This window comes from Pseudoduganella sp. GW821-FHT05F09 (assembly GCF_059419605.1).
Window position 1 is genome coordinate 549,638 of record NZ_JBWKSD010000001.1, and the last position, 25,863, is coordinate 575,500.

The following is a 25,863-nucleotide window of genomic DNA, read 5'->3' on the forward strand; positions in this document are numbered from 1 at the left end:
CCTGCGCGGGGATGCGGTGCAGGCGCGTAGGGCGGGTTAGGACGCAGTCCGTAACCCGCCAGGCTTTATTTGGTGCCGGCGCGGCGCAGCGCATCCGGCTGGAAGTCCGACCAGTTGCCCTTGACGCCGAACTTCCACGGCGTCTTGATCTCGTTGTCCAGCGTGGACACCAGGTAGTTGCCGTTGCTGAGGTCGTGCCAGATGTTCACGCGGTACCATGGCGCCATGGCGTCGTAGTACTGCATGGTGCCGTGCACGCCGATGCGCCACAGCTGGCCCTGGCCGTCGTAGGCGTCCTCATGCACCACGCCCCAGCTGTCCTCGTCCAGGTAGAAGGTGCGCTTGCCGTAGATGTGCTTCTGGCCCGCCTTCAGCGTCGCTTCCACCTGCCATACGCGGTGCAGCTCGTAGCGCATCAGGTCCGGGTTGATGGAGTTCTTCTGGATGATGTCGGCGTACTTCAGCTTCTTGTCCGACAGCTTGTAGCTGTTGTACGGAATGTACATTTCCTTCTTGCCCACCAGCTTCCACTCGTAGCGGTCCAGCGCGCCGTTGTAGGCGTCGTACTGGTCGGTCACGCGCATGGCCTCGGTGCCGTCGGAGATGTTGTCGTAGGCCAGGTCCGGCGCGCGGCGCACGCGGCGCTGGCCGGCGTTGTAGATCCACGCCTGGCGCGGCTCTTTCACCTGGTCGATCGACTCGTGCACCAAGTAGACCGTGCCCTGCAGCGTGGCCGGGGCGGTGAAGAAGCCCAGGAAGGAGAACTGGTGGTTGGGCGTTTTGGTGTCGAAATTGGCGTCCGACACGCGCAGCTCGCGGAAGCCCACGCGGTAGAAGTCGCCGTTGGCGCGCACCGGGAACCAGTCGTAGGTGCGGTCGAAGCCGCCGCCCAGGTAGCGCGTCATGTGGTTGCTCATGGCTTCCTGGCCCGTTTTCGGAATCGGGAAGGGCACGTGCGAGCCGCCCAGGTCGGTCATGGCCGAGCCTTCCAGCCTGACCTTGGTGGCCTGTTCCTTGGCCTTGTCCATCACTTCCTTGGGATAGGCTGCGCTGCGGTGGCTGGGGTAGACCACCATCTTGTAGCTGGGGTATTTCTTCAGCAGGGCCAGCGTGCCGGGGGCCAGCTTGTCCTTGTACTGCTCGGCGTTGGCGGCGCTGATGGTGAACAGCGGCTTGTCGGCCGCGTAGGGATCGGCATAGCCCTGGGCCGGGTTCCAGCCGGCCGGAGCCTTGGTCAGGCCGCCTTCCCAGCTGGGGATGGTGCCGTCCTTGTTGCCTGCTTTTTCGGCGCCGACCGGGGTCAGCTCCTTGCCCAGCTTGTCCGCTTCGGCCGGGGTGATGGCGGCCTGGGCGGAGAAGGCCGCCAGCAGCGCTGCCAGCAGCGTGGTGTGTAGTTTGTTCATGTTGCTGTCTCCAATTGCTTAGAAGGTGGCGCTGTAGGTCAGGCCGATATAGTCGTGGTCGCGCAGCGGGTCGTAAGTCGCCTTGTGGTTGAAGCGGGTGTAGCTCAGCTCAAGGTTGTGGCGCTTCTGGTAGCTCAGGCGCAGGCTCAGGCCCAACTGGCGGCGGTCTTCCAGCAGCTGGCTGTCGAGCGAATAGCCTTTCACGTTGTGCGCAAAGTAGACGGCGGGGTAGGCCGTCACGCCGGTGCCGGCCACGTTGCTGTATTCAAGCTGGCCGCGCACGCGGTAGCCCCAGGCCAGGTCGGTCACGAAGCCGTCGTTCTGGCAGCCGGCCGGGCTGGGGTTGGTGGCGCCGCAGGTGGAGCCGCCGTACAGCGGGTGGGACGAGGTGCCGAACATGAAGGCGCGGCCGTAGCGGATGGCGCCGGCGTCCTTATGGTCGGGCACGTTGTTGCCCTGCACGGCCAGTTCGGCGACCACCACGGCCTGCTGCGCGCCCAGCACATTGGAGAAGGTGTTCACGCCGTTGACCTGGAATTGCGTCTTGTGGAAGCGGTCGTAGCCTTGCACGTAGGTGCCCGGGCCCTGGGCCACGGCGGCGCGCGCAATGGCGCCCAGCGGGCCCGCGCCTTGCAGCGCCGCGCCGATCAGGTCGTTGCCGTTGCGCTGCACCGGCACGTTCGGCGAGTAGCTCAGTTCGGAGCCGATGGACCAGCCGCCCAGGTTGGTCGAGGCGCTCAGCGCGAAGGTGCGCACGTCTTCCGGGTATTCCCAGAACGCCTGCATGGGCTTGATGGCCGGGTTGGTCAGCGGGTTCAGCGCGGGGAGGGCGGCGAAGCCGGCCAGCGGCATCAGCAGCGGAATGGCCGGGTTGATGGCTTTCAGGTTGGTGCCCGCCAGGCCCGAGACGATGGGCGTGCGCATGTGCACATTGGTGGCGTACAGGCCGAACTCGGTGTCGATGGCGTCGACCGGGAAGCGGTAGGCGAAGCCGTACTGGCCGCCGTTGCTGGCCTTCTTGCCGTCCACGATGGGCACGTACATGCCGCCCTTGTAGGCGGCCACGCCGCTGATGCCGCCCAGCGGCACCAGGGTGGCGGCCTTGCAGGCGCCCGCGGTGGCCGAGATCGAGGTCTCGGTCACGGACCAGTAGGTGCCGCAGGAGTCGATCGAGGTGTTGCCCCACTGGTACTGGTAGAACGCTTCCAGCGAGTGGCCGCCGCCCAGGCCCATGCTGGCGGACAGCGCGCCCAGCGGCAGCAGCGCTTCCTTCAGCTCGGCGCCGGGCCGGCGCAGCGTGCCCAGGTCGACCGGGTTGAGGCCGTTCACGCCCTGGATGAACAGGCTTTCGCCCCAGTTGATGACCTGGCGGCCCAGGCGCAGTTGCAGCGGCTTGTCGGCCACCTTGAAGGTGTTGTAGATGTAGGCGTCCAGCAGGTAGGCGCCGTCGAACTTCTGCAGGCGTTCCAGGCCGGCGTCGCTCAGCTCGGTGTTCGGGGTGTAGCCATTGGCCATATTGCCGAAGCGGGCCTTGTGGTTCTTGCCGGCGTGGTCGTACCACAGCTTGGCGCGCACCAGGGCGCCCATGTCGCCGTTCTTCACTTCCAGCTCGGTGAGCAGCTTGAACATGGTGGAGATGCGGTCGCCCTTGTCGTAGTTCAGGTTGCCCGCGTCGTTGGGATGGCCGGCGGTGCCGCCGCTCAGGCCGATCAGCTTGCCGTTGCCGGCGGTGTAGCGGTCCGCGTCCGGGGCGGTGGCGCGCCACTGCTGGCCGGCGAAGATGGTGTTGTTCCAGGAGCCGCTCCAGCCGTTTTCCAGGTCGAATTCGGTGGCGCCTGCGCCGGCCGCATAGGCCGCCAGCGCGGCGGCGAGCAGACCTGGCAGGATGGTGTTCTTTTTAAAATGCGCTTGCATGTGTCCCCTCTTGGTATTGTGGTTTGCCGCTATTCGCGGCTAGTTAGCACAATAGGGGTTGCCAGGACGGCAGCTAATCCCCCGATCGGGGGAATGACGGCAGGGGCTAGCGGCGGCGCTTGAGCAGGCCGAGCGCTTCGGCCTGCGCCACCGCCTGGATGCGGCGGTCCACGTTGAGTTTGACGAAGATGTTCTTCAGGTGGGTCTTCACCGTTTCGGGGCCGATGCCGAGCAGGCGCGCCACCTCCTTGTTGGAGTTGCCCTCGGCGATCAGCTCCAGGATGCCGCATTCGCGCGGCCCCAGGCTCAGGCGCGCGTCGGCGCCCTTGCCGGGCGTGCCGCCGCCCGCGCCGGGGGCGGCCATGCCGCCGTACAGCGCCTGCCACGCATCGAGCACCCGCAAGGTGAAGGCGAGCAGCGGCGTGCCCGGCTCCAGCTTGGCGCGCAGCGCGGCCAGCAGGGCGCCCAGCTCGGGCCCCTGGTCCAGCACCGAGCCCATGATGCCGCCATCGGCCGCCATTTCCATCGCCTCGCGGCAGGTGCGCAGGGCCTGCACGTGCAGGCGCTGCCCCTGCAGCGCGATGGCCAGCGCCAGGCCGGCGCGGATGGCCAGCAGGTTGCTGTCCAGGGCCAGCAGCTCGGCCAGCAGCGGCTCCAGCACCTGCTGCGCGTCCTTGTAGCGGAACTGCTGCAGCGCGCAGTAGGCATCGCCGAAGGCCGCGTACTGGCGCACTTCGCCCAGCGGGTTGGTGGGCGTGTGCGGCGTGGCTGCGGCCAACTGGCGCAGCCGCTGCAGATACGCTTGCGCCTCGGCCAGCCGGCCCTGGCTCAGGTGCAGGCGCAGGCGCTCGAGCTGGACGGCGGCCACCAGCCGGTCCCAGTGGCGGCTGATGCCGATGTTTTCTGCCTGCTCCAGCAAGGCCAGCGCGCGCTCGTGGCGGCCCTGGCGCTGCGCCATGCGCGCCGCCGTCAGGAAGATGTGCTTGACGCTCTCGGCGAAACCCAGCGTGCACAGCACCTCCAGCCGGTTGGCCAGCAGCGCCTCGGCTTCGTCCAGTCGGTTTTGCTCGTAGCGGACATGGGCCAGCATGCCGGAGGGCAGGGCGGTGACGCCGCTGTCCGTATTCTCGGCGCCGTAGCCCAGCGAGATGGCGGCCGTGTAGCGCTGCTCGGACAGCGACAGCTTGCCGCGCACGCAGTCGCCCACGCCCAGCAGCACCAGGCGGTAGATGGCAGACAGCAGGTTGCGCCCGCTTTCGCCGTCCGGATAGGGCAGGTCGGGCGTGGCGTAGAAATCGGTCCAGCGGCCGGTGCGCAGCGCGCAGAAGCGCAGGACGTTGTACAGCGAGTTGTGGACCCAGCGGTCCGGCACCGGGTGGCGCAGGCAGTCCTCCGCGATGGCGCGCGCTTCCAGCGGCCGGTCCAGCAGGGCGTAGGCGGCGGCGCGGGCGGCGCGGCTGTCCAGGCGCAGCTGCTCGGTGTCGGCGTCGGTCTCGATGCCGTCCAGCAGCTTGACGGCGTCCGGGCAGGCGCAGGACAGGACGCGCGCCCATGCCAGCGCTATACGCAGCTGCACGGGCGGCTGCACCATGTGCGCTTCCAGCTGGCGTTCGCAGGCGATCAGGGTCAGGATGTGGCCAGACTTCACCAGTGGCATCGCGCATTCTTCTATCCAGGCATAGGCTTGGGCGGTGGCGCCGCCGTCCAGCGCGTGGCGCACGGCCGGCGACCACAGGCCCTGGGCGTGGTACCAGGCGGCGGCGCGCACGTGCAGCTCGGCCGCCAGCGCGGGGGACTGCTGCTGCAGGCGCTGGCCCAGGTGCTCGCGGATCAGCTGGTGGTAGGCATGCCACTGCCCTTCGTCGTCCAGCGCGGTGAGCAGCTGGCGCTGTTCCAGCTGCGCCAGCTGGCTGCGCGCGGCCTCGCTGCCGGTGAGCGCCACCGCCAGCGCCGGCGACAGGCGCTCGGGCAGGGCGGTGCGCAGCATGAAGCCGGCCAAGTCCGGTGGCAGCTGCTTGAGCAGCTCGCCCAGGTAGCCGTCGATGGAACGGGCCAGGCCGGCTGCGGACGGCGCCTGGCCGTCATGCGCATGGGGCGGATAGTGGGCGGCGCTGCGCCGTCCCTGGCCCTGCAGCGACAGCGACATCAGGCGCAGCGCGGCCGCCCAGCCCTCGGTCTGGCAGTGGATGCGGCGGCTATCTTCGGGCGTCAGTTTGTCGGCCGGGCTGGCGCTGAGAAATTCCTGGGTCTCCTCGGCGGTGAAGCGCAACTGGGCGGAGTCGATCTCCAGCAGGGCGTGCTGTACGCGCAGCGTATCGAGCGCCAGCGGCGCGCTGGCGCGCGACAGCAGCACCAGGTGCAGATTGGACGGCGCATAGCGCAGCAGGAAGGACATCAGCGCGTGGATTTCGGCCAGCGTGATGCAGTGGTAGTCGTCCAGGAACAGGAAGACTTCCTCGCCGCAGCTCACCACTTCCTCTATCAACATGGCCAGCGCCTGCTGCGGGTCGGCCAGCATGGACTGGGCGAACATGGCCATGCAGGCCGCGCCCAGGTCCGGATGGGCGCGCTGCAGCGCGTGGCTGGTGTAGTGCAGGAAGCGCTGCGGCTCGTCGTCGTCGTCGTCCAGCGACAGCCAGGCCACCAGGTGACCGCGCCCGGCCAGCGTGCCGGCCCACGCTTGCGCCAGCGTGGTCTTGCCGAAGCCGCCCGGCGCTTTCACAACTGTCAACAAGTGCGTTTCGATATCGTCCGCCAGGCCGCCCAGGCGGTCGCGTGAAATCAGGCCGCGGCGGTGCTTGGGCGGCAGCGTCTTGGTGGCGATCAGCGGGGCGGCGAGGGGGATGGCGGTGCTCATGCAGCCATTGTAGCGCCACCCGTGGGGGAGGCGGCGGCACTCCCCCATCATGGGGATGATGCGGAACCGGGCGCGCCCTCAGAATGGTTTCCAGCCCGTGCCGGTGTGCCTAATCCGCACCGCATGACGCTAATGTAGTCTCCATTCGCGGGAGGACTTATTCCTCCCGTTTTTTTTAGAGGACACCATGCACCCGCACGCAGACCCGGCGCCCAGCGCCGCGGAGGAAAGGGCGCGCAGCCTGTTCGCCGCCCAGCAACTGGCCTACGCCGCCGCCCCCTATCCCAGTGCCGCCCAGCGGCGAACCGCGTTGCAGGCGCTCAAGCGCCAGGTGCGGCGCTACCAGGATGCCCTGGCCATCGCCATGAATACGGACTTCGGCTACCGCACCGTGGCCGAATCCAAAATGCTGGACCTGTTGGCCTCCACGCTGGAGATCAACCACGCCATTTCCCACGTGCGCAAGTGGATGAAGCCCAGCCGCCGCCGCACCGAGCTGCTGTTCCTGACCAATTCCGTGACCGTGCGCTACCAGCCCAAGGGCGTGGTGGGCGTGATCGTGCCGTGGAATTTTCCGGTCTACCTGGCGCTGGGCCCGCTGGCGGCAGCGCTGGCGGCCGGCAACCGGGTGATGCTCAAGCTGTCCGAGCTCACGCCCGCCACCAACGCCGTGCTGCGCCGCATGCTGGGCGAAATCTTCGCGGAGGACCAGGTGGCCGTGCTGGCCGAGGAACTGGCCGATCCCACCGTCTTCACCGGCCTGCCGTTCAACCACCTGGTGTTTACCGGCTCGCCCGCCGTGGGCAAGCTGGTGATGCAGGCGGCCGCGCGCAACCTTACGCCGGTGACCCTGGAACTGGGCGGCAAGTCGCCCGCGCTGTTGCTGCGGAATTACAACGTAGCCGAAGCGGCGCGCCGCGTGGTGCACGGCAAGAGCGCCAACAGCGGCCAGATCTGCGTGGCGCCGGACTATGTGCTGGTGCCGCGCGAGTCGGTGCAGGCGTTTGCCGACGCGGCGCAGCAAGCGTATTCGGAATTCCACCAGACCGCCGCGCGCGCGCCGCAATACACCTCCATCATCAGCCCCGGCCACCATGCGCGTTTGCGCGCGTTGCTGGACGACGCCCGTGAACGCGGCGCCGCAGTGCTGCGCTGCGGCGAACCAGGCCGGGTGCTGCTGTCTGCGCGCCAGATGCCGCTGCACCTGGTGCTGGGCGCGGACGCCGGCATGCGCGTAATGAAGGAGGAGATTTTCGGTCCCGTGCTGCCCATCGTGCCCTACGACACGCTGGAAGAGGCGCTCGGCTACATCAATGCCGCCGAGCGCCCGCTGGCGCTGTACTGCTTCGGCCACGACAGGGCGCAGCGGGAGGAGGTGCTGCGCCGCACCCATTCGGGCGGCGTGACCGTCAACGACTGGGGCTGGCACGTCATCAACCACGACGCGCCGTTCGGCGGCGTGGGCAATTCCGGCATGGGCAATTACCACGGCGAGGAGGGCTTCCGCGAGCTGTCGCACGCGAAGACGGTGTTCAAACGGCACCGCTGGTTCCCTATCGATCTGTTCTATCCCCCCTACGGCAATTTGGTGCAGCGTCTGTCGCTGCGCGTATTCCTCGGCAAGGGCGACCCCATAGTGGCGCCGCGCATTGAACACGGCAAGGAGCAGGCATGAACACCAGTGAATTTGATTTTGTCATCGTGGGCGCCGGTTCGGCCGGCTGCGCCATCGCCGCGCGGCTGACAGAGGATCCGTCGGTCTCGGTCTGCCTGCTGGAGGCGGGCGGCCCGGACAGCAGCGTATTGATACACGCGCCGGCCGGGGTGGTGGCCATGGTGCCGCGCAAAATCAACAACTACGCCTTCGAGACCGTGCCCCAGCCCGGACTGAACGGACGCCGGGGCTATCAGCCGCGCGGCAAGACCCTGGGCGGCAGCAGCTCCATCAACGCCATGCTCTACGTGCGCGGCAGCGCATGGGACTATGACAACTGGGCCGCGCAGGGCAACCCGGGCTGGTCCTGGCAGGACGTGCTGCCGCTGTTTAAGCGCGCCGAGAACAACGAAGATTTCGGCGGCGACGACTTCCATGGCAAGGGCGGGCCGCTCAATGTGTGCTATCCGCGCCACGCCAGCCCAATCAACCAGATGTTCCTGGACGCCGCCGCCCAGAACGGCCTGGCGCGCGTGCGGGACTACAACGGCGCCAGCCAGGAAGGCGCGTTCATGTACCAGGTGACGCACAAGAACGGCGAGCGCTGCAGCGCGGCCAAGGGCTACCTGACGCCGAACCTGGGCCGCCCCAATCTGCAGGTGTTGACGCACTCCGTGTCGTCGCGCATCCTGCTGGAGCAGGGCCGCGCGGCCGGCGTGGAATACCACCACGGCGGCCAGCTGAAACAAGTGCGCGCGCGGCGCGAGGTGGTGCTGTGCGGCGGCGCCTTCGGTTCGCCGCAGTTGCTGATGCTGTCCGGTATAGGCCCGGCGGCGCAGCTGCAGGCCATGGGCATTCCCGTGGCCCAGGACCTGCCCGGCGTGGGCCAGAACCTGCAGGACCACATCGACCATGTGCAGAGCTGGAAAGTACCCAGCAATACCGAGACCTTCGGCCTGTCGGCGCGCGGCGTGGGCAAGATCGCCGCCGCCATGCTGGAATGGCGCAGCAAGCGCACCGGGATGATCACCAGTCCCTACGCCGAAGCAGGCGCATTCCTGCGTTCGTCGCCGAACGTGCAAGTGCCGGATTTGCAACTGGTGTTCGTGCTGGCGCTGGTGGACGACCACGCCCGCAAGATGCACCTGGGGCACGGCATCTCCTGCCACGTGGACTTGCTGCGGCCGCGCAGCCGCGGTGAAGTGAGCCTGCGCAGCCGCGACGCGCGCGACGCGCCCCGCATCGATCCGCGCTTCCTGAGCGACGAACGCGACGTGGAAACGCTGTACCAGGGCGTGTGCCTGCAGCAGAAAATCATGGAGTCGGCGCCGCTGGATCCGGTGCGCGGCGAGATGCTGTACAAGGTGCGCCTGGGCGACCGCGCCGCCACGATAGCCGATATCCGCAGCCGCGCCGACACCCAGTACCATCCGGTCGGCACCTGCAAGATGGGGCCGCAGGACGACCGGATGGCGGTGGTGGACGCCCAGCTGCGCGTGCGCGGCGTGGCCGGGCTGCGCGTGGCTGACGCCTCCATCATGCCCACCATCGTCTCGGGCAACACCAACGCGCCCAGCATCATGATCGGGGAAAAGTGCGCCAGCCTGCTGAAGGACGGCCGCGCCGCCGGCTAGAGGGTGGCCCCGCCCCGCAGCGCACGCGTTTTTGGCCTGAATCGGGCATTGAAATGGTATGATAGGCCACTTTTCATTGTGGCAATTCAATTCGTCCTAAAACGTGCGTCTATCTTCCATTAAATTGTCGGGATTTAAGTCATTTGTTGATCCCACCAATTTCCAGGTGCCCGGTCAGCTGGTCGGCGTGGTAGGTCCCAACGGCTGCGGCAAATCGAACATTATCGATGCCGTGCGATGGGTGCTGGGCGAATCGAAAGCGTCCGAACTGCGCGGCGAGTCCATGCAGGACGTGATCTTCAACGGCTCCACGCACCGCAAGCCGGCCGGCCGCGCGTCGGTGGAGCTGGTGTTCGACAACAACGACGGCAAGGCTTCCGGCCAATGGGGCCAGTACGCCGAGATCGCGGTCAAGCGCACGCTGACGCGCGACGGCACGTCCACCTACTACATCAACGGCCAGCCCGTGCGCCGGCGCGACATCCAGGACATTTTCCTCGGCACCGGCCTCGGTCCGCGCGCCTACGCCATCATCGGCCAGGGCATGATCTCGCGCATCATCGAGTCGCGCCCCGAGGAGCTGCGGGTGTTCCTGGAGGAGGCTGCGGGCGTGTCGAAGTACAAGGAGCGCCGCCGGGAAACCGAGAACCGCCTGCACGACACGCGCGAGAACCTGCTGCGCGTGGAGGACATCCTGCGCGAACTGAACGCCAACCTGGAAAAGCTGGAAGCGCAGGCCGCCGTGGCGCACCGCTTCCACCAGCTGCAGGCCGACCAGGACGAGAAGCAGAAACTGCTTTGGCTGCTGCGCAAGAACGAGGCGCAGTACGAACAGACCAAGTACTTCCGCGAAGTGGAGCAGGCCCAGACCGACCTGGAAGAGCAGACCGCCAAGCTGCGCAATGTGGAGCTGACGCTGGAGCAGATGCGCCAGTCGCACTTCGCCGTGGGCGACCGCCTGCACACCGCGCAAGGCCATCTGTACCAGACCAATTCCGAAATCGGCAGCCTGGAAGCGCAGATCAAGTTCGTGGTGGAGTCGCGCACCCGCTTGCAGAACCAGCTCGTCACGCTGGGCGCGCAGCGCGACCAGTGGCAGAGCCAGGCCGCCGAGTACGGCGAACAGATAGAGGAAGCCGAGTTCAACCTGGAGGAGCTGTCGGCCAAGGTGGAGCAGGCGCGCATGATGGCCGAGCAGAAGGCGGAGTCGCTGCCGGTGCTGGAAGCGGCCTGGCGCGCGGCGCAGGACAAGAGCAGCGAATCGCGCGCCCGCATCATGCAGGCGCAGCAGCAGCTGGAACTGGAGTCGGCGCACCAGCGCAACGCCAGCAATATCCTGAACGGCCTGGCCGTGCGGCGCGAGCGCCTGCAGCAGGAGAAGCACGGCCTGAGCCTGCCGGATTCGGCGCACCTGTCCAACCTGAAGATGCAGCTGGAGGAAAAGCAGCAGGCGTCGGAGGAACTTAATTACCACTTGGAAGAAGCGCTGGAGCAGCAGCCCAAGCTGGAAGCGGAGCGCCAGGACGCGCAGCTGCAGGTGAACGCCGAAGCGGCCGCCAACGCGCAGCTGGAAGCGCGCCTGAATGCGCTGCGCCAGCTGCAGGAACGCGTGCAGACCCAGGGCAAAGTGACGCCGTGGCTGCAGAAGCACGAACTGGACGCGCTGCCGCGCCTGTGGCAGAAGCTGCAGATCGAGGCCGGCTGGGAAACGGCGATGGAGGCCATCCTGCGCGAGCGCACCTCGGCGCTGCAAGTGTCCAATATCGAATGGGCCAAGCACTTCTTCAGCGACGCGCCGCCGGCCAAGCTGGCGCTGTTCGCGCCCGGCGCCAGCGCGCCGCCCATGCAGCAGGAGCAGCCCGGCCTCAAGCCCTTCATCACGCTGCTGAAACTGAATGATCCCGGCCTGCGCGCCGTGCTGCAGGACTGGCTGCACAACGTCTTCATCGCCGACAGTGCGGACACCGCCTTCAAGGCGCGCGCCACGCTGCCCGCCGGCGGCGTGTTCGTGACCGCGCAGGGCCACGTCGTCACCCAGTCCAGCGTGCGCTTCTACGCCGCCGACGCGGAGCAGGACGGCATGCTGGCGCGCCAGCAGGAGATCGACAACATCGGCAAGCAGCTGCGCGCCCAGACCATATTGGCCGACGAGGCGCGCGCCCGTTCGGTGCGCGCGGACGCCGCCGTGGCCGCGCATGCGCGCAGCCTGGCCGAGCTGCGCCAGAAGACGCAGTCGCTCACGCAGTCGGTGCACGCTTTGCAGCTGGAGGTGGTCAAGCTGTCCGAGATCGAGGCGCGCTTCAACCAGCGCAGCACGCAGATCGAGGCGGACCTGGCCGAAATCGCCGCGCAGGAATCGGAGCAGATGCAGGTGCGCATGGAGTCCGAGGAGAAGTTCGAGCAGCTCGATATGGAACTGGGCAACCTGCAGGGCGAGCATGAGGACGGGCAGACCGTGTTCATGGAGAAGGAACAGAAGCTGGCCGACGCCCGCCAGGCCCTGCGCGACCTGGAACGCGGCGCGCAGGAAGCGGAATTCGCCGAGAAGTCCCAGCGCAGCAAGATCGAGGAGCTGCGCCGCAGCATCGCCACCGCTACCACGCAGGCGGCGCAGGTGGCGGACAGCCTGCAGGCCGGGCAGCGCGAGCTGGAAAACCTGGAAGCGGGCACCGCCAGCGAAGGCTTGCAGGAGCTGCTGGAGCGCCGCACGCAGCAGGAGCGCGCGCTGTCGGACGCGCGCCATGAGCTGGACCAGATCACGCAGCAGCTGCGCAGCTTCGAGGACGCGCGGATGAACAACGAGCGCAGCCTGCAGCCGCAGCGCGACAAGATCATGGAGCTGCAGCTCAAGGAGCAGGCCGCGCGCCTGAACCAGGAGCAGTTCGCGGCGCAGCTGGCGGAGGCGGGCGCGGACGAGGCGGCGCTGGCGGACAAGCTGAACCCGGACATGAAGCCGTCCTATCTGCAGGGCGAAGTTACGCGCTTGAACAACGCCATCTCCATGCTGGGCGCGGTGAACCTGGCCGCGCTGGACGAGCTGGCGCAGGCGTCCGAACGCAAGAACTTCCTCGACGCGCAGAACGCCGACCTGACCGAAGCGATCAACACGCTGGAAGACGCGATTGCGCGCATCGACAAGGAAACCCGCGACCTGCTGCAAGACACTTTCGACCGCGTGAACGGCCACTTCTCCGAGCTGTTCCCGATACTGTTCGGCGGCGGCCAGGCCAAGCTGATCATGACGGGCGACGAAATCCTGGATTCCGGCGTGCAGGTCATGGCGCAGCCGCCGGGCAAAAAGAACGCCACCATCCATTTGCTGTCCGGCGGCGAGAAAGCGCTGACCGCGACCGCGCTGGTGTTCTCCATGTTCCGCCTGAACCCGGCGCCGTTCTGCCTGCTCGACGAGGTCGACGCGCCGCTGGACGACGCCAATACGGAACGTTTCTGCCGCATGGTGAAACGGATGTCCGACCAGACCCAATTCCTCTTCATTTCGCACAACAAGATTGCGATGGAGATGGCCAATCAACTGATCGGTGTGACGATGCAAGAGCAGGGCGTATCGCGCATCGTGGCGGTGGATATGGAAGCCGCCGCCAACTTCGCTTCTGAGGCACAAGCAGCATGACAGACCTTCAAATGAGTTTGATCGCGGCAAGCGGCGTGTTTATCGTCGGCGTTATCGCGTACAACAAATGGCAGGAATACAAAGCCAAAAAATCGGTTGAGCGGGCCTTCTCGTCCGACCATGACGACGTGCTGATGCGGCCCGACGGCGAACCCGCCGCACCACGGAACGAACCGAGCTTCTCGCTCGGCGAGACCGATGCAGCCGTAGCAGGCGCCAGTGCGCGTGCGCACGGCGGCGGCGCCGGCGGGGTGGGCGGCGCGGGCGAAGACGCCGGCGGCGAGCCCTACGCGCCTGCGCCCTCCGCGCACGAAGCCGGCACGCTCACGCCCGCAGCCGAGCAGGCCACCGCGCTGGTGGACCCGCTGATCGACTGCCTGCTGCCGCTGGCGCTGGAAGCCCCGGTGCGCGGCGACAAAATCCTGCCGGTGCTGCAGAAGCTGCGCCTGGTGGGCAATAAGCCTGTGCACTACATCGGCCTGCACGTGAACGGCGACTGGGAACCCATCGTCCACGGCGGCGTGTACACCGAACTGCAAGGCGGCGTGCAGCTGGCCAGCCGCAGCACGGCACTGAACGAACTCGAATACTCGGAACTGGTGACGCGTTTGCGTGCCATGGCCGACGAAATCGGCGCCGAACCGGCCATCCCGGACATGATGGAAGTGATGGCCGAGGCGAAAACGCTGCACCGCTTCGTCTCCAGCCACGACGCCCAGCTGGGCGTGAACCTGCACACCAACGGCGCGCCGTGGGCCATCAGCACGCTGCTGGGCGCCCTGGAAAAGCAGGGTTTCGACGTGCGTCCCGACGGCCGCTACGTGATGCCGGACGGCGAAGGCGGCCATCTGTTCTCGCTGTCGACCAATGTCACGCTGGCCGAGGAAACCACGCCGCGCCTGACGCTGCTGCTCGACGTGCCCTGCGTGGCCCCGTCGCGCGACGGCTTCGGCGCCATGATCGCCTGCGCCAAGTCGCTGGCGGGCCGCCTGGACGGCACCATCGTGGATGACTACAGCCAGGCGCTGTCGGACGAAGCGCTGGCCGAAATCGCCGGCCAGGTGCGCGACTTCTACGCCGACATGGAGTCCTCCGACATTCCAGCCGGTTCCACGCGCGCGCTGCGCCTGTTCTGCTGAGGGTGCGCAATGAGTGATATGGAATACCAGGCCAAGGTGGACCGCGCGGCCTGGCTGACGGCCGAATTGAACCGCCATCTGCACGCCTACCACGTGCTCGATGCGCCCACCATACCGGACGCCGAATACGACCAGCTCTACCTGGAGCTGCAAAAGCTGGAAACGGAACACCCCGAGCTGCAGAAGCAGGACTCGCCCACCTTGCGCGTGGGCGCGGCGCCGCTGCCGCAGTTCGCGCAAGTGACGCACACCGTGCCCATGCTGTCGCTGAACAATGGCTTCAGCGGCGAGGACGTGGAAAACTTCGACCGCCGCGTGCGCGAGGGTCTGGACGTGCTGCAAGTGGAGTACGCCGCCGAAGTGAAATTCGACGGCCTGGCCATCAACCTGCGCTACGAGAACGGCCTGTTCGTGCAGGCCGCCACCCGTGGCGACGGCTACACCGGCGAGGACGTCACCGCCAATATCCGCACCATCAAGGGCATTCCGCTGCGCCTGCACGGCGACAAGGTGCCCGCGCTGCTGGACGTGCGCGGCGAAGTGCTGATGTACAAGCGCGACTTCGCCAAGATGAACGAACGCCAGCGCGAAGCGGGCCAGAAGGAATTCGTCAATCCGCGCAATGCGGCGGCGGGCAGCTTGCGCCAGCTCGATTCGCGCATCACCGCGCAGCGCGCGCTGAGCTTCTTCGCCTACGGCATCGGCGCGCTGGAAGGCGCCGAGATGCCCGAATCCCATTCCGCGCTGCTGGAGTGGTATCGCGCGCTCGGCCTGCCGGTGGCCAAGGAGCGCGCCGTGGTGTGCGGCGCGCAAGGGCTGCTGGACTACTACGCCGCCATCGGCAAGGCGCGTCCGGACATGCCATACGAGATTGACGGCGTGGTCTACAAGGCCAACAAGCTGGCCGACCAGCGGCAGCTTGGCTTTGTATCGCGCGCGCCGCGTTTTGCGATTGCGCACAAGTTCCCGGCTGAAGAAGCCACCACCATCGTGCACGACATCGAAGTACAGGTGGGCCGCACCGGCGCCATCACGCCGGTGGCGCGCCTGGAGCCGGTGTTCGTGGGCGGCGTGAACGTCACCAACGCCACGCTGCACAACGAAGGCGAAGTGCAGCGCAAGGACGTGCGCGTGGGCGACACCGTCATTGTGCGCCGCGCGGGCGACGTGATTCCCGAGGTGCTGGCCGTGGTGCTGGAGAAGCGCCCGCAGCCCGAGCCGCCGCGCTATGTGCTGCCCAAGGTATGCCCGGTGTGCGGCTCGCACGTGGTGCGCGAAGAAGGCGAGGCCATTGCGCGCTGCTCCGGCGGCCTGTTCTGCCGCGCGCAGCGCAAGGAAGCCATCCGCCACTTCTCGGGCCGCCGCATGATGGACATCGAAGGCCTGGGCGACCGCTATATCGACAACCTGGTCGAATGCGACCTGGTGACCCGCGTGGCCGACCTGTACAAGCTCACGCTGGACGACCTGCTCAAAATGAAGCGCCTGGCCGACGAGCGCGAAGGCACCACGCCCGAGACCGTCCAGCAAGGCAAAATCGCCACCAAGTGGGCGGACAATCTGCTGGAGGCCATCGCCGCCAGCAAGAACCCGCCGCTGGAGCGCCTGCTGTTCGCGCTGGGCATACGCCACGTGGGCGAGTCCACCGGCAAGACGCTGGCCGAGTGGCTGGGCAGCTTCGGCCTGGTGCGCCGCGCGCCGATCGCGCTGCTGCGCGTGCTGCCGGACATCGGCGGCACGGTGGCCGAAGCCATCGCCGACTTCTTCTCCGAACCGAAGAACCAGGAGGCCATTGATGCGCTGCTGGCGGCGGGCGTGGCCCCGCAAGGCGAGCACGCGCCCAGCGCCAAGCTGCGCGAGAAGCTGGACGACGTCAAGCTGATGGCCGCACTGGGCATCCCTAAGATGACCGAGCCGCGCTGCCGCAAGCTGGTGGAGCAGGGCGTTACGCTGGAAAAGTTGGCGCAGCAGAGCATTTTCTCGGTCTACGGCCTGCCGGCCGACGTCGCCGCTGCGCTGGAAGAGTGGATGGCGCAGCCGGGCAACCGCGACCAGGTGGCCGCGCTGGACGATTTGTGCAAAGGTCTGCTGGCGTTGCTGCCGGAGGTGGCGGAAGCCACGGGCGCCCTGAACGGCAAGACCTTCGTTCTGACTGGCACGCTGCCGAACCTGAGCCGGGACGAGGCTGGCGCCATGATCGAAGCGGCGGGCGGCAAGGTGGTCGGTTCCGTGTCGAAGAAAACCGGTTATGTAGTGGCAGGCGCCGAGGCGGGCAGCAAGCTGGCCAAGGCGGAAGAACTTGAAATTCCCATCCTGGACGAAGCGGGCCTGCTGGCCCTGCTGGAGAATAATAAATGACCAAAATCCGCAAAGCCGTATTCCCAGTCGCAGGCCTGGGCAGCCGTTTTCTGCCCGCCACCAAGGCGCAGCCGAAGGAGATGCTGCCCATCGTTGACAAGCCGCTGATCCAGTACGCGGTGGAGGAGGCCGTGGCGGCCGGCATCACTGACATGATCTTCATCACCGGCCGCAACAAGCGCGCCATCGAAGACCATTTCGACAAAGCCTACGAACTGGAAGCCGAGCTGGAAGCGGCGCAGAAGACCGCGCTGCTGGAGCAGGTGCGCAACATCATCCCCAAGCACATCAACTGCATCTTCATCCGCCAGTCCGAGCCGCTGGGCCTGGGCCACGCGGTGCTGTGCGCGCGTCCGGTGGTGGGCGACGAGCCCTTCGCCGTGCTGCTGGCGGACGACTTCATGGACACCGACAACGGCGCCCGTCCCGTGCTGGCGCAGATGACCGAAGTGTATTCCTACGAGCGGGCCAGCGTGCTGGCCGTGCAGGACGTGCCGCGCGCGAACACGCGCCAGTACGGCATCGTCAGCGCCTCGCCTTACCAGAGCAGGCTGGAGCTGGTGTCCGGCATCGTCGAGAAACCGAAGCCGGAAGAGGCGCCGTCCACGCTGGCCGTGGTGGGGCGCTATGTCCTGTCGGGCCGCATCTTTGAATATCTGGAGCACCTGGGCGCAGGCACGGGCGGCGAGATCCAGCTCACCGACGGCATCGCCGCGCTGATGCAGCATGAACGCGTGCTGGCCTACCGCTATGACGGCACCCGCTACGACTGCGGCTCCAAGCTTGGCTACCTGAAAGCCACCACCGCCATGGGACTGAAGCACCCGGAGATGGGCGATGAATTCCGCAAGTATCTGCAGGAGATCCAATTGGAACTGGGGGCGAAATGACGGTCCGTGAAATCCTGAAGATGGGCGATCCGCGCCTGTTGCGCGTGGCCGAGCCGGTGCGCGAGTTCGATACGCCGGAGCTGCACGCCCTGATCGCCGACATGTTCGACACCATGCACGCGGCCAACGGCGCAGGCCTGGCCGCGCCGCAGATCGGCGTGAACCTGCAACTGGTGATCTACGGCTTCAAGAACAACGCCCGCTACCCGGACGCGCCGCAGGTGCCGGAGACGGTGCTGATCAATCCCGTGCTCACGCCGATCACGCAGGAGAAGGAAGACGGCTTCGAAGGTTGCCTGTCCGTGCCCGGCCTGCGCGGCAGCGTGGCGCGCTACAAGAAGCTGCACTACGAAGGCGTGGACCAATACGGCCAAGCCATTGTGCGCGATGCCGACGACTTCCACGCGCGCGTGGTGCAGCACGAAGTCGATCACCTGCACGGCATTCTCTACCCGATGCGCATCACCGACTTCAGCAAGTTCGGCTACACCTCGGTGATGTTCCCCGACCTCGATCCCAACGACGACGATTAAAGACGCGTAACCCGCCCTACGCGGGTTCGGCGTGTTCGACCATGAGCTGGACTTTGGTGGTGCCGTTGTATTCGTTGGCGTCGAGCCGGAATGCCACGCGGGCGCGTTCGCCTACGGATTCGGTGTGGCCGAACCAGATGGCGTCGTAGCGGGCGCCGTTTTTCTCCAACAGCAGCTTGAGGTGGCGCTCTTTCAGGATGCGCTGGCTCACCACGCGGAACTCGTCGCAGAAGACCGGCGGCGCGAAGCCCTGGCCCCACACCTGGCCGTCCATCAGCTCGATGAACTGGGTGGTGTAGTAGCCGTCTTCCAGTGGTCCGTCGGTTTCGATGACGCGCTCCAGCTGCTGCTCCGTCAGCCATGCCCGACCCACCGCTTCGAAGGCTTCCGAGAACGCGTCGAAGGCGTCGGCGCGGATGCTAAGGCCTGCCGCCATGGCGTGGCCGCCGAATTTGTCGATCAGGCTGGGGGCGCGTTTTGAAACCAGGTCCAGCGCGTCGCGCAGGTGGAAGCCGGGGATGGAGCGGCCGGAGCCTTTGATCCAGCCGTCGCCCGCCGGCGCAAACGTTATCGTGGGACGGAAGAACTTCTCTTTCAAGCGCGAGGCCACAATGCCGATCACGCCCTGGTGCCAGCTTTCGTCGAATACGCTGATGGTGCTGCTGGCTGCGGGTTCGAAACGGTCCAGGTGCAGCAAGGCCGCATCCTGCATCTCGGCTTCGATCTCGCGCCGTTTCAGGTTGATTTCATTGAGCTGCTGCGCCAGCTGCCAGGCGCGGTCTTCGTCGTCCGTGAGCAGGCATTCGATGCCGAGCGACATATCTTCCAGCCGACCGGCCGCGTTCAGGCGCGGGCCGAGCGCGAAGCCCAGGTCGAACGGCGTGGCGGTGCGCGCCTGGCGGCCGGCCACGCGGAACAGGGCGGCCACGCCGGGGTGCATGCGGCCCGCGCGCATGCGCTTCAGGCCTTGCGCCACCAGGATGCGGTTGTTCGGGTCCAGCTTGACCACGTCGGCCACGGTGCCCAGCGCCACCAGGTCCAGCAGGCTGTCCAGCTTGGGCTGGGTGGCGGCGTCGAACACGCCGCGCTTGCGCAGTTCGGCGCGCAGTGCCAGCAGCACGTAGAACACCACGCCCACGCCCGCCAGGTTCTTGCTCGGGAAGCCGCACGCCGGCTGGTTGGGATTGACGATGACGCGCGCGTCGGGCAGCACGTCGGCCGGCAAGTGGTGGTCGGTGACCACCACTTCGATGCCGCGCCGGTTGGCTTCGGCCACGCCGTCTATGCTGGCGATGCCGTTGTCCACGGTGATGATGATGTCCGGCTGCTTTTCGCGCGCGGTCAGCGCCACGATTTCCGGCGTGAGGCCGTAGCCGTATTCGAAGCGGTTGGGGACGATGAAGTCGACATTGGCGCCCATGGCGCGCAGGCCGCGCAGCGCGACGGCGCAGGCGGTGGCGCCGTCGCAGTCGTAGTCGGCCACGATCACCATGCGTTTTTGCGCGGCGATGGAGTCGGCCAGGAAGACGGCCGCCGCGCCGATGTGCAGCAGGCCCGATGGCGCGATCAGTGCCGCCAGTTCGCTGGACAGGTCCTTGGGATCGGTCAGGCCGCGCGCTGCGAACAGGCGGGCCAGCACGGGGTGGATACCGCCCTGGCGCAGCATTTCCGATTCGCGGAAGGGGCAAGGGCGGGTGGCGATACGGGTCATGGCGTGAGCTTGGTGAGGGCGGGCTTGCGCCAGAATTTGCGCAAAGAGCCCTTGGTGATGGTGAATTCGGCCAGCTTCAGGTGGCTGCTGAAAACCAGTTTCAGGCTGCCCAGGCGGCCGGTCTGCAGGGCCGCCAGCAGGGGCGCGAACCATTGCTGTTCGATCTGCTGCATATGCGCGAGCCACGGCGCCCAGTCGCCCGCCTTGCCGACCGGGATCAGTTCGCCCAGCACGACGGTGGCGTTGCCGGGCAGCGCAAGCACCTGCTCGGCGGTGGCGGCGCGCAAGGCGGGATCGGCCAGCAGCGTTAGCCATGCGGGGCAGTTGACAACCGCCAGCGCGCCTGCGTTGCCGGCCGCGCTTGCCGCAGCATTTGCAGGAGCGCCAGCCCACAGCCAGAACGAATTCACAGGCGACAGGCCGCGCTGCTGGCGCGCTTCGTTAACGGGGTGTTCGTGCCACAGCATCTGCACTTCGTTCTGCAGCTTGCGGAATTCGCGCTTGGCGTCGCCTTCCGGCATCCAGTCGCTCAGGTTGTCGCCCACGGCCACGTCCGGCGAGGCGGTGCGCAGGCCTTGCCAGTCGTCCGCGCGCATGAACCACATGTCCGGCGCGGCGTAGACCAGCGGCTTGCCGGCGTCGTCGAAGTAGGGCTTGATCAGGTCGAACAGCGCGCGCGCGTCGGCGCCGTTCAGATTGAGCGAGCGCGGATCGCCCAGTTCCATGTGGGTGCGCGCCAGTTGCAGATGCACCGGCTGCACGGCGAACCAGTAGCCTTCGGCCTGCGCCACGCCCAGCGCCTGCATCATGGCGGGAGCGAAGGGCGCGGTGTCGGACGGGCCTGCGGGGGCGCCTGCGGTGAGCGCGCGCGACAGCCACGATTCATGCGGCAGCAGGCGGTTGGCGCCGTCTTCCTCCGTCACGCGGTGCGTGCTATTGCGTTCGAGCAACATCGCCAGCGCCGGCACTTGCATAGCGCGGGCCAGGTCTTGGGCGAGTTCGGGCGGGGTGAGGGCGAAGGGCAGGACGAGGGTAAGCTGATTCATAACCCGCGATTGTATCAGCCCGCCGCCCCGGCTTGCGGCCACGGTGCGGTGTTTCACTCACGAAATGTAATTTGTATGGCACACTTCGGGCTCGGAACGTTTTTCACCTATGGCACCACTAACTACAAGGCCCATGAGCATCATCAAGAATCTGCCTTTCGAATGGCTGGTCGGCCTGCGCTACACGCGCGCGGGCAAGCGCAGCGGGCGTAACAGCTTTATATCGTTTATCTCGGCCATCTCCATGCTGGGCATAGGCCTGGGCGTGGCCGCGCTGATTGTGGTGCTGTCGGTGTACAACGGCTTTCAGAAGGAAGTGACCGAACGCATGGTGTCGGTGCTGGGCCATGTGGAGATGTACGACCTGCGCGGCGGCGGCCTGCGCGACTGGACCGCCACCGCGAAGGAGGCGTTCAAGAACCCTGAAGTGCAGGGCGTGGCGCCGTTCGTCGAAACCCAGGCCATGCTGGTGCACGGCAGCGACAAGCTGCGTCCCGCCATTGTGCGCGGCATTCTGCCCAAGGCCGAAGCCACCGTCTCCAGCGTGAGCAAGCAGTTCAAGCAGGGCAGCTTCGACACGCTGCAGCCGGGCTCCTTCAATATTGTGCTGGGCGTGGGCCTGGCCAAGGCGCTGGACGTGGAAGTGGGCGGCAAGGTCGCCATGGCGCTGGCGCAGAACGGCAAGGACATGATGGGCAGCGGCGCGCCCAGCATGCGCTACTTCACCGTCACCGGCATTTTCGAGGCCGGCCATAACGAGTTCGATTCCGGCCTGGCCTATGTCCACATCGGAGACGGCATGGAGCTGCTGCACCTGGAGCTGCCGTTCGCGCTGCGCCTGCGCGTGGCGGACGTGCAGCGCGCGCCGGAAGTGGCGCGCGAGCTGAAACGGTCGATGCCGGGCGAGCTGCTGGTGCGCGACTGGTCACAGCAGAACGCCAACTGGTTCGCTGCGGTGCAGACGCAAAAGAACATGATGTTCATTATCCTCACGCTGATTATCGCGGTGGCCGCCTTCAACCTGGTTGCCACGCTGGTGATGACGGTGACGGACAAGCAGGCCGACATCGCCATCCTGCGCACGCTGGGCGCCGCGCCGCGCTCGGTGATGTTTATCTTTATGGTGCAGGGCGCGCTGGTGGGCGTGATCGGCACCGCGCTGGGTGTGGCGGGCGGCGTGCTGCTGGCCATGAACGTGGACGTGATCGTGCCGGCCATCGAGCGCATGCTGGGCATGAAGTTCCTGGCCAAGGATATCTACTTTATCAGCGCCGTGCCGTCCGACCTGCGCTGGCATGACGTGGCCGTGATCTCCGCCACGGCGGTGGCGCTGGCCTTTGTCGCCACCCTGTATCCGAGCTGGCGCGCCGCGCGCGTGAAGCCGGCCGACGCCTTGCGCTACGAGTGAACCAGACCATGCTGAAGAATCTCCTGTCGAATTTGCCTTTTGAATGGCTGGTTGGCCTGCGCTACACGCGCGCCGGCAAGCGCAGCTCGCGCAACAGCTTCATTTCCTTTATCTCGCTGATCTCCATGGGCGGCATTGCGCTGGGCGTGGCCGCGCTGATTATCGTGCTGTCGGTGATGAACGGCTTCCAGAAGGAAGTCACCGGCCGCATGCTGTCCGTGCTGGCCCACGTGGAAGTGTTCAACACCGAAGGCGAGGGCATGCCAGACTGGGAGCAGCAGGCCAAGAACGCTTTCAAGAATCCGGAAGTGAAGGGCGCCGCACCGTTCGTCGAGACCCAGGCCATGCTGCAGCACGGCGGCGACACGCTGCGCCCTGCCATTGTGCGCGGCATCTTGCCCGAGCAGGAACCGAATGTATCGGATGTGGCCAAGCACACCAAGTACGGCGACTTCAACGCGCTGCGCCAGGGTGAGTTCAACATCGTGCTGGGCATAGACCTGGCGCGCGCGCTGCAGGTCAACCTGGGCGACAAGGTGACCATGGCGCTGGCGCAAGGCACGGTCACGCCGGCCGGCATCGTGCCGCGCATGCGCTCCTTTACCGTGACCGGCATCTTCCAGGCCGGCCACGCCGAGTTTGACGGAGGACTGGCCTTCATCCACATTGTGGACGCTGAAAAAATGCTGCGCCTGTCCGCGCCGGCCGGCCTGCGCCTGCGCCTGGCGGACATGCACCGCGCCCCGCAAGTGGCGCAAGACCTCAAGCCGCTGATGCCGGCTGGGATGGAGATACGCGACTGGTCCAAGCTGAACGCCAACTGGTTCGCGGCGGTGCAGACCGAAAAGCGCATGATGTTCATTATCCTGGCGCTGATCGTGGCCGTGGCCGCGTTCAACCTGGTGTCCACGCTGGTGATGACGGTGACGGACAAGCAGCCCGACATCGCCATCCTGCGCACGCTGGGCGCCTCGCCGCAATCCATCATGCGCATCTTCGTCATACAGGGCGCGCTGGTGGGCACCATGGGTGCGGCGCTGGGCGTGGCCGGGGGCGTGCTGGTGGCGTTGAATATCGATGTGATCGTGCCGTTTATTGAATCAACTTTGGGAGTGCAGTTCTTGTCTAGGGATATCTACTACATCAGCACCGTGCCTTCGGACATGCGCTGGCCGGACGTCACCCGCATCGGCGTGGTGGCGGTGGCGCTGGCCTTCCTGGCTACCATCTATCCAAGCTGGTGGGCGGCCCGTGTCAAACCTGCGGAGGCGCTGCGCTATGAATGAGCAATCCATCGTCCTGTCCTGCCGTGGGCTGGGCAAAACCTTCACCCAGGGCAGCTATTCGGTGCAAGTACTGAACGGCATCGATATCGACGTGCGGCGCGGCGAGCGCGTGGCCATCGTCGGCGCATCCGGCTCCGGCAAGTCCACGCTGCTGCACCTGCTGGGCGGCCTGGATACGCCGAGCGACGGCAGCGTGACCCTGCTGGGCAAGGACTTCGCCAGCCTGGGCGAGCGCGAACGCGGCGACCTGCGCAACCAGTCGCTCGGCTTCGTCTACCAGTTCCACCACCTGCTGCCCGAGTTCACCGCGCTGGACAACGTGGCCATGCCGCTGATGATACGGCGCATGAAGCGCTCGCAGGCGCAGGAGGAAGCGCAGAAGATACTCACGCGCGTGAACCTGGCCAAGCGGGTAACGCACGTACCGGGCGAGCTGTCCGGCGGCGAGCGCCAGCGCGTGGCCCTGGCGCGCGCGCTGGTGACGCAGCCCGCCTGCGTGCTGGCTGACGAGCCGACCGGCAACCTGGATCACGGCACCGCCGAACAGATCTTCGACCTGATGCTGGAGCTGTCGCGCACTTTGGGCACGGCCTTCGTCATCGTCACGCATGACCCGGAACTGGCCAAGCGCTGCGACCGCGTGCTGCGCCTGACCGACCAAGGCCTGCACCAGGAGAAGTAAGCATGTGGATAGACACGCACTGCCATCTGGACGCGCACGAATTCGGCGACACCTCGCTGGACGTGGCGCGCCGTGCGCAGGAGCAGGGCGTGGGCATGATCGTGGTTCCCGCCGTCGAGCGGGCCAATCTTGATATCGTCGCCAGCCTCGCGGCCAGGGCGGACAACGCCTGCTATGCGCTGGGCATCCACCCCATCTACGTGCCCCACGCCACCGAAGACGACCTGCTTGCCCTGCGCGCCCGCGTGGAAGCGGCGATGAACGACAGGCGCATGGTGGCGATAGGCGAGATCGGGCTGGACTTCTTCATCCCCATGCTGGCCGAACCGGCCATGCGCGAGAAGCAGGTGCATTTCCTGCGTGAGCAGCTGCGCATCGCGCGAGACTTCAATCTGCCGGTGCTCACGCACGTGCGCAAGTCGCAGGACCAGGTGCTCAAGCACGTGCGCCAGATCACGCCCAACGGCGGCATCGCGCATGCCTTCAACGGCAGCTTCCAACAGGCGCAGGGCTATATCGACGTGGGCTTCAAGCTGGGCTTCGGTGGCAGCATGACGTTCACGCGCGCGCTGCAGATACGCCGCCTGGCGGCCGAGCTGCCGCTGTCTTCCATCGTGCTGGAGACGGACGCGCCGGACATCTCGCCGTCCTGGGTCCACCCTGGCGTGAACACCCCGCAGCAGATTCCGCGCATAGGCGGAGTGCTGTCCGAACTGCGCGGCATCAGCGTGGACGAGGTCCGCGCCGCCACCGGCGCCAACGCGCGCGCCATCCTGCCGCGTATGGCCAGCCTGCTGCCGGCCTGAGTGAGTTTCGGTACGGTCGAGCCTGTTATACCGCCGCCATAAAGTTTGATTTTGATTAGTACGGCCCAAGCTGTGACCGCCATAATTACTTCAGTCCGGTTTCCCAACCGGGTTTCAGGCTTGTCCGCGCGGGTATATGATTCAATCTCAGATAGGCAAATACATCATCAGGTGGGGATGTGGGCAGTCGCCTGCCGATGTCGCTCAGACGATGCTCAGGACTCAGCAAATCGATCAACTGGCAGTTCTGCAAATGATTCAGCGGGGATTGACAAGATCGTGGGTTGAGGGGCGGCTGGCTTCGTTTTGCAAGGCGCGGGATCTGGCAGGACCTAAACTCATCAATGTACAGTTACTTCCTCGCATAGAGCTGTTGCGTACAATTCTGAAGAACTGGCCTTAGCAATGAACAGCACAGATTTACTCCGAGAGCGTCTGGTATTGCAGCTTTGTCAGCATTGGCAGCCTGCAATGCGCGCGCGCCTGCGTGCGCCCGCGCCGCGCCGCGAGATTGAAGCGTTTGAGGAGACATACAATGTCACCCTACCGGCTGAGTTTGCTGCATACCTTGAGTGCTTTGACGGGTTTAACCAGGACGATGACAATCAAGATGACACGGGCTTTAACTTCTGGCCAATAGCTGAGATATGCCCTGTTGGCGGATATGATGGTGGGAAATATCGATTTCCCAGCGACGAGAAGTATTTCTTGTTCTGCGACTACCTCGATTTCTGCTGGGCATATGCCATCTCGTTCGAGACTTCCAACATAGTGATGGTGGGTACTAACAGCGGCAAGCCGATACCAGTCGCTGACTCATTTGCGGAATTCGTCAGTATGTATATCCGCGACGACGCCCAGCTCTATCCGCCACTTGCGGTTTAGTTGCCGTCTTGTGATCGTTAGGATGG

General features: G+C 66.2%; 17 protein-coding genes. 12 read left to right on the plus strand and 5 right to left on the minus strand.

Features of this window, described 5'->3' with window-relative positions; genetic code table 11:
• Window positions 1–65: 65 nt before the first annotated feature.
• From AC07S4_RS02330 to AC07S4_RS02340, 3 genes are all read right to left on the minus strand, one after another.
• Complete coding sequence (locus AC07S4_RS02330) at window positions 66–1,403, minus strand: DUF1329 domain-containing protein (RefSeq protein WP_494985053.1); 1,338 nt, start codon at window positions 1,401–1,403, stop codon at window positions 66–68.
• A gap of 18 nt (window positions 1,404–1,421) precedes the next feature.
• Window positions 1,422–3,317, minus strand: a complete 1,896-nt coding sequence (locus tag AC07S4_RS02335; RefSeq protein WP_494985054.1) for a DUF1302 domain-containing protein — start codon at window positions 3,315–3,317, stop codon at window positions 1,422–1,424.
• A 106-nt stretch (window positions 3,318–3,423) separates the two neighbouring features.
• Complete coding sequence (locus AC07S4_RS02340) at window positions 3,424–6,174, minus strand: winged helix-turn-helix domain-containing protein (protein WP_494985055.1); 2,751 nt, start codon at window positions 6,172–6,174, stop codon at window positions 3,424–3,426.
• Window positions 6,175–6,361: 187 nt separating this feature from the next.
• Between AC07S4_RS02340 and AC07S4_RS02345 the strand changes: the two genes are divergently transcribed.
• The 7 genes from AC07S4_RS02345 to def all read left to right on the plus strand — a co-directional run bounded on the left by AC07S4_RS02345 (window position 6,362) and on the right by def (window position 18,013).
• Window positions 6,362–7,849: a coniferyl aldehyde dehydrogenase gene (locus AC07S4_RS02345; RefSeq protein WP_494985056.1), complete on the plus strand. Its 1,488-nt coding sequence runs from the start codon at window positions 6,362–6,364 to the stop codon at window positions 7,847–7,849.
• The gene (locus AC07S4_RS02350; protein ID WP_494985057.1) at window positions 7,846–9,462 is read left to right on the plus strand and encodes a GMC family oxidoreductase; all 1,617 of its coding nucleotides are present in this window, start codon (window positions 7,846–7,848) and stop codon (window positions 9,460–9,462) included. Before AC07S4_RS02345 ends, AC07S4_RS02350 begins: the two co-directional genes overlap by 4 nt.
• Window positions 9,463–9,565: 103 nt before the next feature.
• Window positions 9,566–13,093, plus strand: coding sequence for a chromosome segregation protein SMC (gene smc / locus AC07S4_RS02355; RefSeq protein WP_494985058.1), 3,528 nt, complete (start codon window positions 9,566–9,568; stop codon window positions 13,091–13,093).
• Window positions 13,090–14,232 carry a cell division protein ZipA C-terminal FtsZ-binding domain-containing protein gene (locus AC07S4_RS02360; RefSeq protein ID WP_494985059.1) on the plus strand — a complete coding sequence of 381 codons (1,143 nt, stop codon included), beginning with the start codon at window positions 13,090–13,092 and terminating at the stop codon, window positions 14,230–14,232. Before smc ends, AC07S4_RS02360 begins: the two co-directional genes overlap by 4 nt.
• A 9-nt stretch (window positions 14,233–14,241) precedes the next feature.
• Complete coding sequence (gene ligA, locus AC07S4_RS02365) at window positions 14,242–16,590, plus strand: NAD-dependent DNA ligase LigA (RefSeq protein ID WP_494985060.1); 2,349 nt, start codon at window positions 14,242–14,244, stop codon at window positions 16,588–16,590.
• On the plus strand, window positions 16,587–17,480 hold the full coding sequence (gene galU / locus AC07S4_RS02370) for a UTP--glucose-1-phosphate uridylyltransferase GalU (RefSeq protein WP_494985061.1): 894 nt from the start codon (window positions 16,587–16,589) through the stop codon (window positions 17,478–17,480). The genes ligA and galU overlap by 4 nt, the downstream gene beginning before the upstream one ends.
• Window positions 17,477–18,013, plus strand: a complete 537-nt coding sequence (gene def, locus AC07S4_RS02375; RefSeq protein WP_161074200.1) for a peptide deformylase — start codon at window positions 17,477–17,479, stop codon at window positions 18,011–18,013. Before galU ends, def begins: the two co-directional genes overlap by 4 nt.
• A gap of 16 nt (window positions 18,014–18,029) precedes the next feature.
• On the opposite strand, the gene recJ is transcribed toward def, so the two are convergent.
• Together recJ and AC07S4_RS02385 are read right to left on the minus strand one after the other, a co-directional pair.
• Window positions 18,030–19,724, minus strand: coding sequence for a single-stranded-DNA-specific exonuclease RecJ (gene recJ, locus AC07S4_RS02380; RefSeq protein WP_494985062.1), 1,695 nt, complete (start codon window positions 19,722–19,724; stop codon window positions 18,030–18,032).
• The gene (locus AC07S4_RS02385) at window positions 19,721–20,770 is read right to left on the minus strand and encodes a hypothetical protein (RefSeq protein ID WP_494985063.1); all 1,050 of its coding nucleotides are present in this window, start codon (window positions 20,768–20,770) and stop codon (window positions 19,721–19,723) included. The genes recJ and AC07S4_RS02385 overlap by 4 nt, the downstream gene beginning before the upstream one ends.
• A 133-nt stretch (window positions 20,771–20,903) precedes the next feature.
• Here AC07S4_RS02385 and AC07S4_RS02390 point away from each other — a divergent pair, with 133 nt between their 5' ends.
• From AC07S4_RS02390 to AC07S4_RS02410, 5 genes are all read left to right on the plus strand, one after another.
• A complete protein-coding gene (locus AC07S4_RS02390; RefSeq protein WP_494985064.1) occupies window positions 20,904–22,178 on the plus strand; it encodes a lipoprotein-releasing ABC transporter permease subunit in 1,275 nt (424 codons plus the stop codon).
• An 8-nt stretch (window positions 22,179–22,186) separates the two neighbouring features.
• Window positions 22,187–23,464, plus strand: coding sequence for a lipoprotein-releasing ABC transporter permease subunit (locus AC07S4_RS02395; protein WP_494985065.1), 1,278 nt, complete (start codon window positions 22,187–22,189; stop codon window positions 23,462–23,464).
• The gene (gene lolD, locus AC07S4_RS02400) at window positions 23,457–24,146 is read left to right on the plus strand and encodes a lipoprotein-releasing ABC transporter ATP-binding protein LolD (protein ID WP_494985066.1); all 690 of its coding nucleotides are present in this window, start codon (window positions 23,457–23,459) and stop codon (window positions 24,144–24,146) included. The genes AC07S4_RS02395 and lolD overlap by 8 nt, the downstream gene beginning before the upstream one ends.
• A gap of 2 nt (window positions 24,147–24,148) precedes the next feature.
• Window positions 24,149–24,952: a TatD family hydrolase gene (locus AC07S4_RS02405; RefSeq protein ID WP_494985067.1), complete on the plus strand. Its 804-nt coding sequence runs from the start codon at window positions 24,149–24,151 to the stop codon at window positions 24,950–24,952.
• A 405-nt stretch (window positions 24,953–25,357) separates the two neighbouring features.
• Window positions 25,358–25,837 carry an SMI1/KNR4 family protein gene (locus AC07S4_RS02410; RefSeq protein WP_494985068.1) on the plus strand — a complete coding sequence of 160 codons (480 nt, stop codon included), beginning with the start codon at window positions 25,358–25,360 and terminating at the stop codon, window positions 25,835–25,837.
• Window positions 25,838–25,863 lie beyond the last annotated feature (26 nt).